General features: G+C 47.6%; 8 protein-coding genes. 4 read left to right on the top strand and 4 right to left on the bottom strand.

Features of this window, described 5'->3' with window-relative positions; translation table 11 throughout:
* From RM811_RS14570 to RM811_RS14585, 4 genes are all read left to right on the top strand, one after another.
* Positions 1-246 (top strand): hypothetical protein (locus RM811_RS14570; RefSeq protein WP_402525618.1); only part of this gene is annotated, 246 nt, incomplete at its 5' end.
* A gap of 63 nt (positions 247-309) precedes the next feature.
* Positions 310-1,755, top strand: a complete 1,446-nt coding sequence (locus RM811_RS14575) for a hypothetical protein (RefSeq protein ID WP_402525621.1) — start codon at positions 310-312, stop codon at positions 1,753-1,755.
* Between the two features lie 19 nt (positions 1,756-1,774).
* On the top strand, positions 1,775-2,767 hold the full coding sequence (locus tag RM811_RS14580; protein WP_402525624.1) for a M23 family metallopeptidase: 993 nt from the start codon (positions 1,775-1,777) through the stop codon (positions 2,765-2,767).
* Positions 2,768-3,472: 705 nt separating this feature from the next.
* Positions 3,473-9,526 (top strand): hypothetical protein, encoded by a 6,054-nt coding sequence (locus RM811_RS14585; RefSeq protein ID WP_402525626.1) that lies wholly within the window; start codon positions 3,473-3,475, stop codon positions 9,524-9,526.
* A 481-nt stretch (positions 9,527-10,007) separates the two neighbouring features.
* Here RM811_RS14585 and RM811_RS14590 read toward each other — a convergent pair whose 3' ends face one another.
* The 4 genes from RM811_RS14590 to RM811_RS14605 all read right to left on the bottom strand — a co-directional run.
* Positions 10,008-10,367: an ATP-binding cassette domain-containing protein gene (locus RM811_RS14590; protein WP_402525628.1), complete on the bottom strand. Its 360-nt coding sequence runs from the start codon at positions 10,365-10,367 to the stop codon at positions 10,008-10,010.
* Entirely contained in the window at positions 10,250-11,713 is a 1,464-nt protein-coding gene (locus RM811_RS14595; protein WP_402525630.1) for a peptidase domain-containing ABC transporter, read from the bottom strand. The genes RM811_RS14590 and RM811_RS14595 overlap by 118 nt, the downstream gene beginning before the upstream one ends.
* Before the next feature lie 12 nt (positions 11,714-11,725).
* The gene (locus RM811_RS14600; protein WP_402525632.1) at positions 11,726-12,013 is read right to left on the bottom strand and encodes a cysteine peptidase family C39 domain-containing protein; all 288 of its coding nucleotides are present in this window, start codon (positions 12,011-12,013) and stop codon (positions 11,726-11,728) included.
* Between the two features lie 196 nt (positions 12,014-12,209).
* Positions 12,210-13,331: calcium-binding protein (locus tag RM811_RS14605; RefSeq protein ID WP_402525634.1), on the bottom strand; the 1,122-nt coding region annotated here is incomplete at its 5' end.

A 13,331-nucleotide genomic window follows, 5' to 3' on the forward strand; every position in this document is an offset into this window, starting at 1 on the left:
CTTATGGATGAAAAGGTGGTCAATGACCGGGCAATGGAAACCAACCGGGAAATTGTTGACCTCTATTACAAAGAGTTTGAACTGGGTGAAAAAACACTGCTGGACATAACCACTGCCCAGGGTGATTACCACATCAGTCGGGTGCAAAGTGCTGTATTCCAATACGACTTCTTCAAAAGCGTGTTGGATATCCGTTTTTATCTGAATGATGTCATCAATACGATTCGTAATTTGCAAGAGAGCTAAGCGTCCTCAGGGCTGAACTGGCTCTGGTTAGGGAAATAAGCCAATGGAAAGGTAAGCAGGGACATGTCTGAGCTTCATATTGCCAACCCGAAAAGAATAGTAGGGTACCTCAAGAAGATGACCTCTGTGGTCATAGCCACCATCGGACTGGTCTACTTCACCCGGGATTTCTTTGGTCCGGCGCTCATGTCCAACCTGCCCCTGAACGGCACTATTGTATCCGTGTTCCTGCTCGGGTCTTTTCTCAGTTTTCTTTATGTCTACCACCTGAAAGATGATGTATTGGTCGTTTCCAGGCTGGACGAGATTCTTTTTAGCGACGAAGAGAATCCGCCGCCAACGCTGAAAATGCATCTGATGTCGACCACCGTGACCTTGCTCCAAAATAACGTTGCTTCACTGGGGTATATCAAACTCTCAGCGGCAGCCACCCGGGCACTGATTGACTCGCTTCAGAACAGCCTTGATGAAAAGGTCGCCTTCATACGTTACTTCACAGACCTCCTTATTTTTATCGGACTGCTCGGTACCTTCCTCGGTCTGACCATCACCATCGGCTCTATCGGTGGAATCCTGTCTGATCTTGCAGAAGGCCTGGGTGGCGACACCGATATCATGGACACCCTGGTAAAACTCATCAAAGGTCTTGAGGGGCCATTGGGTGGTATGAGTACTGCCTTCGGATCTTCATTGATGGGACTCAGTACCTCTCTGGTACTGGGTATTCTCCAGCTAAATCTTAATAAAGCCAGCAGCTACTTCGCTTCCGCCATGGAAACCTGGCTGGCTCAGCATACTGTCGAACACCTTGCTGGCGGCGGAATGAGCGCTGGTGACTCGCAGACGGTAAGCGCCAGCGCGGCATCGGCAATTGATAACAACCAGCTGACCGAGATCAACAGCCAGCTGGGTAATATATCCACCATTTTGCAGAGCATCGCTGAGAATGGCGCTTTTGACGGTGAAAAACAGTGCCGGGAGCTGACCAATCTGATCAGTAACAACCATAAGGAGATGATCGGTCATACATCACTGATCTCAGGAACCGTTCAACAGGCTGGACAGCATCTTGAAACCGTTACTGAACTTCAGTCTGGCCAACTTGCTGAAACAGAACTGCAACGCAGGGAAACTGAAAAGCTGCGTCAGTTATTCACCACACAGACGGATGCCAGTATCGAAGCACTGGGGGCCATCAAAGAGAGCAAACACCGGCTGGTTCAGATTGTCAGCGCACTGCTCAATGAACAGAAAACACTTCATCAGAGTCAGCTGAAAACCAATGAGAGCATGGTGGGTGTTAAAGAGACACTGAAAGAAAAAATCGCCAGCTCAGCAAAAGAAATGAATGATGTTGCGAACCAGATAGAAGGCTGTTCAGAACAACTGCAAGGCCTTTCAGACACCGTCCAGGAAGAAAATCAGAAAACCGAGAAGCGCCAATCCCGACTGGACAAACTGTTCAATGCCCTGACCAAGGCAGTGGTTGATCTGAAAAATAAACGATAGAAACCTGATCATTACGCTCATGAAAAGACAGTTCCCCCTACTGTTCTGGTGTCTGGCGGCTTCAGTTTCAGCCGCTGAAAGACCCGAGTTTATATTTCCTGTGAATTGTGATTATGGCGTTGACTGCGTCATTCAGAATTATGTTGATAACGATCCAACGGAAGCCTGGCGGGATTACCAGTGTGGCCAGCAGACTTACGACGGCCATACAGGTACTGATATCAGAATCATCAACCTTCCTCAAATGGCCGCTGGCATTTCAGTTCTGGCCGCCGCCGAAGGGATGGTAATCGCTACCCGTGATGGCGTATCTGACACCTACCTTGAGCCTGAAAAACGTGATGAAATCAGCAAAATCGGGCTTGGTAATGCGGTCGTAATTAAGCACCAAAATGGCTGGCGAACCATTTACGGACATCTCAAACAGAATAGTCTGATGGTTCAAAAAGGGGATATGGTCACAAGAGAGCAAAAGCTGGGTGAAATCGGCCTTTCCGGTTTAACGGAATTTCCCCATGTCCATTTTCAGGTGCAGCATTTTGGACAAATAATCGATCCCTTTACCGGGACACAGCAATTCTCACTGTGCGGGGATACGGCCAACAATCTCTGGAATGAAAACGTCGTCGAGCAGACAACTTATCTCTCTGGTTTTTTACTGGATTACGGATTCAATGACCAGCCACCGGTCAATTATCGGGACATCGAAAGTGGCGAATTTAATGAAGGTATTGATGAGGACAGCGAGCATCTGTTTTTCTGGGTTCGACTCATCGGCCTCTCTGCCGGAGACCAGATCACCTTGAGCATTACTTATCCTGATAACGACACCGTGAAATCGAGAACGTTTAGTAAACTGGCAACAGGCAAGGCGCAAATCTTCTACTATCTGGGAATCCCCAACCCGGTAGATCCGTCAGGGGATTGGCAGGGTGAGCTGATCTTGAAGCGGGCATCTCTGCCCCAAATAAGAAAGTCTTTCTCTTACATCGTGGATGCCGAAGAAGATTAAAGAATTGTCCTGAAATAAATTCAGCATTTAACAAAACAGTCATTATAAATTTACCCACCAACTCTCCACTGTCATCCTGTACCGGGATGGTACAGGATCCATCCGCAGGGAGGTGAATCTGACAGCTGGCTTTTATGCCTTTAGGCCCTGTGGGTCCTTTGGGTAACCCTGCCGGGTGGATTCCGTACAATCTCGGTAATTGCTCCTGCATTACTCTCTTCTGCATCCATGCAGTCGCCTGTACGCAATGACAGCGGAGAAAGCAACCGGTGCTTGCAATGCTTCTCCCCACCCATCTCAATCTACTGGCAAATGGACTGGCAAATGGGGAAATTATTCCGGGACTTTTTGACCATGGACATAGCGTCCATAGCCGTCTTTATATAGTGTTCATTAAGGATCACACCAGTGAATAGAGGTTTCTGTAGTCTATTCACTAATTTCCAACATAAGTTATTGGAAATTACTGAGAATTGCCATTATTGCGAATACCAAATCACAAGTGTAAATCACCACCCTGATTTTCATAATTCCGGGTAAAAACCACCATCAAGAAAGGATAAAAGATCAACAATCCCCCATTTCCCATCTACCATGACTTTTGTAAATCCGGTTAATATCTACAAAATTATGTTGTCGTTTGTATTTAGCTCACCGATCCGGAATTGCCTTTGTGTTAACTAATAAATTTGGGATATCAACATTATGATTTCGTCAAAGCCTCCTGTCGTTCAGTCAGGAAATCCATACGGCATTCACCATAAGCCTGAACAACCGGCAATCCGAGCACAAGACAAACCACCACCCCAACTCCCCACCTCTCCCTCACGTGCTGACGAACAGATTCAATCTCATAAACAACGGAATGTGCAACATGTAGCACCCTTTGAATTAACTGCTCGTTTAACTGAAAATAATGAAAAATCCACGAATAAACAGTTGCAAGAAAAGCGAGACGATCAGGATGATCACGGACATTTACGACCAGCCAGAGATGTAGCAACAAGCACCAACTCGCCAGAAGAAAACGACAAAGAGCTTAGTAATGAATTGTTAGTATTAAAAGAAGAATACTCAAAGCAGAAAGAAAAACTGTCTAAAACCCTGCTTGAACATATCAAGAAAAACAAAGAGGTTCTTTCTAATGATTTTTCCGAACAAAATGGTCCACTTTCAATTCTGGACAATCTTGAACGGACTGTCGAAAAAATAAAGCTGCATGAGTTAAGCTTTGATCCAAGATATTATACAGAACTTGATGTAATTTCATTTAAGCAGTACGAATCTGCTTTTACGCCAACAACCAAGAAAACCTTACCAGATCTGGAAAAAACTGAAATCGTTAAAATAAGACAAAGATCCAAAACTACCAGAGAAAACCCAAAATTAACACAGCAAGGAAAAAGCAAGATCAAAGAAGAAGCACGTAGTCAGCGTGTGGAAATAAAAGAGATGATAAGCGAGAGCATTAATGAACTGAACTGTTTCCTGATTAACACATACAAAAACGATGTACAAAAACGTTACAATGCGGTTAAAACAGACATATATGATATAGCCAAATCCTATACCTGGCCCATTCCAAAGATGATGTCAGAAACAATAACCATTCCCCTGTGCACTACAGACAGTACTGAACCCCCGCTCTTAATAACCACAACACGAGACACAGAATTACTCCCCCCGACAACGACACAAACTGCGACTGGTATAAAAAGCCCAACAAACCGACCAGAAACAAAGACTTTGGAGCCTGAAAGCAAAACATCAGAACCATCTCCAACCAGGGAGGAACGAACTACAGTTCAAACTACAACCGTTAAAGGGGATGGCATTCATGGTGACGGATGCGCGGGGACTCCCACCCTGTTTGAGCCCCCGGAGACCCCTGAAATTAATATTCAAACCCTAACTTCAAAATTTGCCAGTCTTCACTGCAAATTTTCCGAGGAAGTCTCAAAATTAAATGACAAGGGATTAAAAAAACTAAAAAAACTGTGCCAGAACAGCAAGCAGGCAGAATTTGATACCCTTGCCAAAAGTTATGAAGCAAGCCTGAATAATAAAGCAGCCAAAATAACAGCTGAACTTGACAAACTGATTGGTGAATTCAAGTCATGGAATGATTACGATTTACATAACACCCGAATCCACAACATCAAACTGGCTAAGGAGCAAAAAGAATGGGTTTCAAACACCCTGAAGAGGAGCATAACTACAATTTATGAAATCCCGGAAAAATACAACTGTTTAATGAGTGGTACGGAAGAATGTGGAGAGAATCCTGAGGTATTCGAATCCCCAGACACACCTGAAGTTAATATTCAAATCCTAACTTCAAAATTTGCCAGTCTTCACTGTAAATTTTCCGAGGAAGTCTCAAAATTAAATCACAATGGATTCAGAAAGCTAGAAAACCTGTGCCAGAAAAGCAAGAAAGCAGAATTTGATGATCTCGCTAATCGTTATAAAGCAAGCCTGAATAATAAAGCAGCCAAAATAACAGCTGAACTTGACAAACTTATTGATGAATTCAAGTCATGGAATGATTACGATTTACATAACACCCGAATCAAAAACATCAAACTGGCTGAGGAGCAAAAAGAAAAGGTTTTACACTCTCTTGATGAGAACAAACGTGCAATTAGCGACATTCCGGAAAAACACAGTTGCCTGTTGAATAGTGAAATAATACCAACAAATGCCCATGAACATACTTCATCCCTGACAAGCAAACATCCGTCAACCCTGGTAGCGATGACACCACCCGGATCTTTAACGACTGCCGGGACCACTGCTGGGACACCCACCACCACTGCGGTCAATAAAACATCACCGAGTCATGTCACTTCCACGAATGCAAAACTTGTTCATGAGTTAAAATCTGAACTCGGGGCTCTCCTTGGTCTCTCTTTGACAGATTTGACAGACCTCTCCCGATTAAATTACAACCAGCCGCTCATTAATACTGCGGATAGCAGTAAAGGATTACTTTCGTCCAGTTATGAACAATATAAAAATACTCTAGAAACAGCGGTTAACGAAAAGAAACAGTCGTTACCAAATTCAAAGTACATGGATAGCATAGATAAATTGACATCGGACTCCATTTCAACGGTATCGAAGGCGCACCATTCTGCATCACACGAAGTTGACTTGCAGTTGCATACAGGAAACTTATTCGACCTGTTTATTACGACTAGTAGTATTCTGAAAAACATAAAAGGCATGAACTTGTCGGGTCGTGAATTATTAAACGAGCTACTCGATTACGAGACAATCGAGGGCATCAGCGTCTTTAAAAAATTAATCCAATCGGCCCTGGATGAATCCCGAACAAAGCAGGGCAGCACTGAAATAGCTGAAGAAACCGCCCCCCCACTCTTGGGAGGTAGCGATAATAATATCGGGAAAACAACTTTCAACAAAATCCAACAGGACTCTTTAGAAATATATAACCTGGCCATTAAATATCGTACAGCTCTGATTAATTCCAAAAGACTTCCGGATAGTCGTCGTCCACCTGCCATAGCCGAATACCTTGAAACTCAAAACGAGCGTGACAGTCAAAATGCCAGAGAAACAGCTGCAAAAATAATCAGGAGATTGCCCGATACCATGGATAACATCGTGATAGAATATAGTGTTGTTCTGGGGGAGGAATTTGGTACGTGCAACAGTCGGCTGGATGATATATTCCCGCAAGCTCAGATTCGGCGTCAGCGTAATTCTGATACAGAAAAAACACAAGGCCAAGATGAACACAGCGGCATTAATTTAAGTAATATTGAGTTAAAAGATGATTCCAATGTCGCTTCCCGAGACCCTGATATTAGCGACAACCTTTCAAATAAGGAAAAATCACTGTACCACAATATGCAATATAGTATTAAAACCTCCTTCCGATATTCCAACTTATACTTCAGAGACTTTAGAGAAAAAGAAGAAAAGCTTCGCGATCTGTTAAAAGATCAATCTGAGAGTGGGCGTCCATTGAAAAATAGTGACGTTGTCGTGATACAAGAACTATTGGATAGAATGAAGTGTTACCTTCGAATTGTTATCCAGTATTACTTAGCCTCGTCGAATGAGCTGGATCAGCTGGTCACAAAAAGGGTTGGTGAGCTGGAGGACGATATTAAAGCCGCACATAATAACCCTTTCCTGCAAAGTCAAATTGCGTTGAAAGAAAAGATCATTGAAGATATTCGCCTTCGGCAAAAGGGAATCCATAACCACTGGAAGTTATCTAAAAATCGCCTGAGCAATCAGGTTAACAGTCGTATCGAAAAAACAAATTCCAAAATTTCCAAACTTGAAGATAGGTATACCCTGATTATGTTACGCGCTGTCTCCGGGGAAAATGATGACACAAATATTACAGAACCAACGACAGGCGAAGTGATCGGACAACATAACCGGCAACGTCGCCACGGATCACAGGCAGATCAATCAGCTGAACCCATCCCATCAGGCAGTTCCAGCATGCACAGAGGTATTTTACCTGGTCTCAGAAAGATAACAGAAAGTGTGGTATTGAACAGTGCTGCCTGGCTGGCCAGGTCGATTGTGCCTTCGTACTTCAGCAAACCATCAGCCCCAGGCTGCCAAACCGTCAACCAGCCAGACCAGCAGGTTTCAGCACTGACAGAACGGCCAGAGATGCTCACATTCACCGCCCAGACACAGTATAGCGGCCATTGTGAAGAGGAGCTCCCCTGTGAACCCGTGTCGCTCCGCATAACTGTGACGGATGAGCAGGGAGAATCGCGATTTTCTTCAGCCATGAATCAATCACCGTTGGACCAGGTCGACAACGGCAGCAACCCCATGACGCAAAAGCTTGTCCACATCAGCCAGAATGCCTGGCTGCAAGAAAGCCAGTCATTACAGAATGGTGATATTCACGATCTCAGATTACCCTACGCCCGCAGTGAGCCTTTCAACGCCATGGCAGGCCGTTACGCCAACAACCATAACGGTCAGTTACCCCCCGGGTTTGCTAAAACAGAAAAGGGTTTCAATTATACCAGCCCGATGGATTTCACCGGCACCTGCGATCCTCAACTGAAGGTTTGCACCGTGGATTCAATTTCCCGGGGGTATGAGGACGGGGCTGATCATATTATCCGGGATGCCCATCAGGAGGCTCGCGCCCAGCAGAGTAAAGAGCGGAGCAACCTGTATTCAGGGTCACTGCCGGTGACTGCCGGGCTGGAACTGGCCAATGTCGTCGCCTGCCTGTTAACCAAACGAAAAATCATTCCGTCCCGTACTGCCGACGCACTCCACAATGCCAGCAAACCGCCAGGTAAAGCTGACCACAACTCGCCTGGTAAAATCCTGACCCGGGACAGCTTCGCCATTGCCCGGGGTCTCCATAACGAAGTCTCCGTGTTCCTTGCGCGCATAAAAAAAACAGACCCTTTCGTCAGCCAACAATGGAGTACAGACGACATTCTGTCTATGTCCATCATAACCTGTGCTGAGCACCAGCCTGACAAGCCCGGGATAGCGCTGATAACGGGTTTCGTGCGTGCGGTGCTCTATTCACCTGAACTGGGTATTGATCATAATCTTACCGATAATGTCTTTACTCTGGATGACCAGGGTGGTTTGAGTATTTATGGCAACGCTACCGACAGCAGTCTGGCTTTTCAACGGAAAAACGACATGGAGCCAGCGTCAAATAATGCCCGGGCAATGCTCAGCTGCATGCTCGGTGTCATGGCCAGAGACAATCTGAAGCCGGGTCAGGTTGATAACCACAAGAATGTCGATAACCAAAAGATCGTCGAGACGGCCCTTCAACTGAAAGTCCAGCAACAACAAACCGTAATAAATACCGTCGCCAAATATTTTAACCCGAGCCTGAATGAACCCCGGCAGCAACGTCATACACTGGAAAAACAGCTGGCGCAGCTGATCAGTAACAACCACTGCGGCGACAACAACGGCCAGCCATTTGACGGTTCCATCGCCAGCGTAGAGCTTATGGGCACGGTACTAAGGCCCGATGTTGACAGCAACACCGTCGCAGGGGTCAAAGACCTGTTTTTTGCTCATTCGCCCACCGATCAGCAAACCTGCATTGAAGACCTGCTGAAACAGCCTGACATCTATACGGTGGGTGGATCCGGGCAACTGGAGCAAAAGGTTCGAAGCGATCTCAGCCGCCAGCCGTCCGGTGGTGACAGTGAGGAACGCTGGCAGTTGTTTCTGTATCTGCTCGATACCCGGATTAAGGTTATTGACAGAATAAACGACAGCGTAACGTTAATGAACGTTGTGCATCAGCGGTTAGGCGGTTCCGACGAGGTACTGAATGAATCGCAGCAACTGGCACGGTATATGGCTGAGCATTTACCGCAACCCATAACACTGTACGAACAATCAATCCCCGAAGCCGAGCGCCTTCTCCCTGTCCCGTTTGGAGACTCAGGTGCGCTCCCTTCGCACCAGCAAGCAGAGCGCCCGGCAACCAGCTTGCTTGATACCGCCCCAAAAACAATCGGTGAAGATAGCGATGGTGTGGCTGCCATGCTGAATGGCTACCAAAAAATAAAAGAGGAAATCACCAGCCTCTACCCAAGCTATTTTGCTGACCGGGGCGAGTCCTGGAAGGATGCTTCTATCAGCGATATGTCGTTAACCTGCTTTGATGCACTGGCGGCTGATGTACTTGACCCGCAGCTGACTGGCGAAATCATTGGGAAGGTGCTCACCAGCTACCAGGAGGAATACAAAGCGAGTCAATAGAGCATAATTTCGAACCGGTATATTTCGGTCTTTTGACATCATGCTTTGCTGGTAAAAACAGCCTGCTTTGCCTATCTGGCAGAGCAGGTTTGTTGCGATTTCATGCCTTCAGTTCAACAACTTTAAATCCATCACCCCCCTTGACCTTGAGAAATCGTTGCACTGCCCACGCATTAGCTTGTATTTGACGGACAAATCCCCATGAGTACAGAGCTAAGGGAAGCTGCGATTAAGAATATACCACCGTCATCCCCGCGAAGGAGGTTGTCGCAAAACCCTTCGAAAACCTCGTTCCCACGCTCTGCGTGGGAATGCATGCGGAACTGGCCGTAGTCTGAATGGCCATGCAAAGGGTGAGAACGAGGAACAGCCCAACTCTGCCGGGTGTGCCGGAGTTTCACGCGGGTTGTTTTATTTGTGGCGGAGCCGGTATGCATTCCCACGGGGGACCGTGGGAACGAGTTCAGGGGGGGGCTTCACATCATCTTCCCTGTGGTGCTGCCAGCAGGTTGTTAGAAATCACATCCAGAACACGGTCTCTACCGTCATCAGCAATGATGCAACCATCTGCCATCACAATAATCCGATCCACCAGCTGCAGCAGATTCATCCGATGGGTGATAAGAATCAGCGTCTGATTCTCTTGCAAAACACCCGGTAACCGTTCACAAAATTGTGTTTCCGTATAGTTATCATAGGCACTGGTAGGCTCATCCAGAATAATTATCCGGCTTTGGCGCAAAAGGGCACGAGCCAGACAAAGCGCCTGCCGCTGTCCACCGGACAGGTTTTCTCCCCGTTCCAGAACCCGGTGGGAATAGCCACGGGAGCACTGGCGCACAAAACCATCCAGCCCGGCCACATGACAGGCTTCATCCAGCCGTTCAGTAGAGGCCGAATCTTGCCAATCATCAGGTTGCTTTTAATCGTGCCACTGAATACCGAGGGTTTCTGTGGGGCAACCGCACAGTGACCACGATAATGATCCAGGTTCAAATGGTTAAGGTTCTGTCCATCAACCAGAACATTGCCTTCTGAGGGTTCAACCAGTCCCTGCAGCATTCGAATCAGCGTGCTTTTACCGGAGCCGGAGGCACCCAGTATGGCCACCCGTTCACCGGGCTTTATTTTGATATTAATGTCCCTCAGGGCCTCAGGCTCTGATGGCGAGTAACGGTAAGAGACTTTTTCAAACTCAATAAAACCTTTCAGGCTGGCGACGTTAATCCGGTCATGGTTATCATCTTCACCGGCAAGCCCCAGCAGCTCATTAATCTCTTTCAGTGACTTCAGAGAAAAACTTAACCGGCTGACGGCCATGGCCAGGCTCATCAGCGGCGCTATGGCACGGCTACCCAGAATCATGCAGGCAAAGAGTGAGCCCGGAGAAATATTACCGTTATGGATCTGATAAACACCGAGCACCAGCATGCCAATCACCACACACTGGGTAGCACTGGCCACCACTGTATTGAGCAACACACTGGCCTGTTTGCTCCTCAATGATGCACTGGACGATTTAGTCACCAGCCCCCGCCAGCGCGCCAGGGATTTACGCTGGGCACCCAGGGTTTTGATGGCTTCCAGTTCTGAACTGACTTCATACAGAAACGTACTTTTTCCGTTATTGGCTTTAGTCAGTTTATTGGCCTGATCCCGCGAACGTCGATAACTGAAAATCGTGATGGGTATCACGCAGGCGGCAATGCCCAGCGGGATCATCGCCATTACGCCACCAATCAACCAGATCACCAGCGTGAACAGAAGAAAAAAGGGAACATCAAGCAGCGAGAGTAATACCGTTCCGGACAGGAACTCTTTTACCCGGGCAAAATTTTCAATGGCGTGGGTGATTCTTCCGGGTGAGTCGGGAAGTTCACTCTGCTTTAACTGAAGCAGGCGTCCAAGGATGAACTGTTCGCTGCGTCGCTCAATGATTCGACAGGCATCATCCACAAAAAAACTGCGTAACCAGCGCAGTATAAAGTCAAAGGCCACCACTCCCAGCATACCCAGACTGACCGTCAGCAGCGTGTCGGTGGCAAAGGTGGGTACCAGCTTGTCAAAGACCATGTTGGTGAACAGGGGCAGTGCCAGAGTCAGCAGGTTAACCATGACGGTCGCCAGCAGCACTTGAATATAGTGGGGCCAGAGTTCTCCCATCTGCTCACGGAACCAGACCGGCATCAGCGTGCTGACCTAATCGGCTTTTTCCCGACGATCAGTAAACTGATAGATAACTCCGGCGTAGACCTTCACCAGCCTGGCAATAGGCATCCAGACCCCGATATTGTGCTTGCGGGAGGACACAAAACACTCACCATCACGAATTTCCGTGACGATCATGAAATGTTTTTTCTGCAACTGAAGAATACAGGGAAGGTCGTCTTCTGAAAGGTCAATCAGATCTCTGCGATTTTTTGCGAGATCCAGCCCACAATAGGCGGCGGCCTTCTCCAGACAGCGAAGATCAAACTCCTCCCCCATCCCGGGTCAGGGTGTCAACATCCTCCCTGACAACATCAGCACCAATAAAGTGGCAAATCGCCAGAAAGCTCTCTTTGAGCGTGAATTTAAGCATAACAGCCACTGCAATCCATTGTTGGTGGCCTCCTGAACAGCTCAGAAGAAGGTCAGAAGAAGGTCAGAGGAAGGTCAGAAGAAGGTCAGAGGAAGTTCACGGTTATCGTATTGCTGCCGTCGGTGTAGACATCCTGTCCGACATTATGCTGAACACTGGTAGAGTCGTTAACCGTAATACTGTCGGGCCACTATCCACATCAATGGACAGACTGCTACCTCCGGAAATAGCACTGACATCATTCATTGAGACAGAAATGCTATCGGCACCGAGACCGGTGAAATCAATGTTTTCAACGTTATCAATCAGGCTGGTGTAGTTACCGAGATCATAGGTAGCCCCTTCACCCAGATTGAGCGTATCGTTGTCTGCTCCACCATTGAGTTGTGTTGAACTATCCTGCAGGGCGGCAAGATTAGTATTCAGAATATCGTCACCAGTACCCCCTAACAGCTGGTCTCCGGCAAAGCCGGTCAATGTATCGTTACCGGCATTACCTTCCAGTATATTGGCGATGGCGTTATGGGCGGTGAGGTTATCTCCGGAAACGGTACTGTTTGAACCCAGTACTTTCTCGATGCTGTTGAGCGTATCAGTGCCGCCTCCGGCGTCTGTTGCCGTACCAGACTGCAAATTGACCGTGACACCACTGGCATCATTACTGTAATCCGCCGTATCGGCTTCGCTACCACCATCCAGCGTATCGTCCCCGGCACCGCCTTCCAGAATGTCGTTCCCGGCGCCCCCGTTCAGGGTATCATCGCCACTGTTACCCCGAAGGATATCGGTGCCCTGGCCACTGGTGAGAATATTGTCGGCACTGTCGCCGGTCAGGGTGTCATTACCGTGGTCGGTGGTGACATTTTCAAAGCCCTGGACTTTGTCAGTTCCGGTGCTGGTGCCACCACCATAGCTCTTGCTGACCGTGATATAACCCTGGGCATCCACCAGGCCGGAAAGATCGACGGTGATATCATCCGGCATATCACCGGGGCCGGTTACACTGCCAACCATGTCCAGAGTGTCACCGGCAGCAGTATTGGAGCCACCATCCAGCGTGTCATTACCAAAACCACCGTGAATAATGTCATCCCCGGCATCACCACTGATGATGTCATCGTCCTGGTTACCATTAATGGTGTCGTTACCGGTTCCGCCATTAATGATGTCAGCCCCGGCACCACCCAGAATATTATCGTGACCGCCACCGCCATCAATCCTGTT

Source organism: Endozoicomonas sp., from assembly GCF_031844845.1.
Lineage (GTDB): Bacteria > Pseudomonadota > Gammaproteobacteria > Pseudomonadales > Endozoicomonadaceae > Endozoicomonas.

Coding starts and splice junctions, on each gene's coding strand:
- RM811_RS14600 (WP_402525632.1), bottom strand. CDS start 12,013: ATGGGGGAGGAGTTTGATCTTCGCTGTCTGGAGAAGGCCGCCGCCTAT.
- RM811_RS14580 (WP_402525624.1), top strand. CDS start 1,775: ATGAAAAGACAGTTCCCCCTACTGTTCTGGTGTCTGGCGGCTTCAGTT.
- RM811_RS14595 (WP_402525630.1), bottom strand. CDS start 11,713: ATGCCGGTCTGGTTCCGTGAGCAGATGGGAGAACTCTGGCCCCACTAT.
- RM811_RS14585 (WP_402525626.1), top strand. CDS start 3,473: ATGATTTCGTCAAAGCCTCCTGTCGTTCAGTCAGGAAATCCATACGGC.
- RM811_RS14575 (WP_402525621.1), top strand. CDS start 310: ATGTCTGAGCTTCATATTGCCAACCCGAAAAGAATAGTAGGGTACCTC.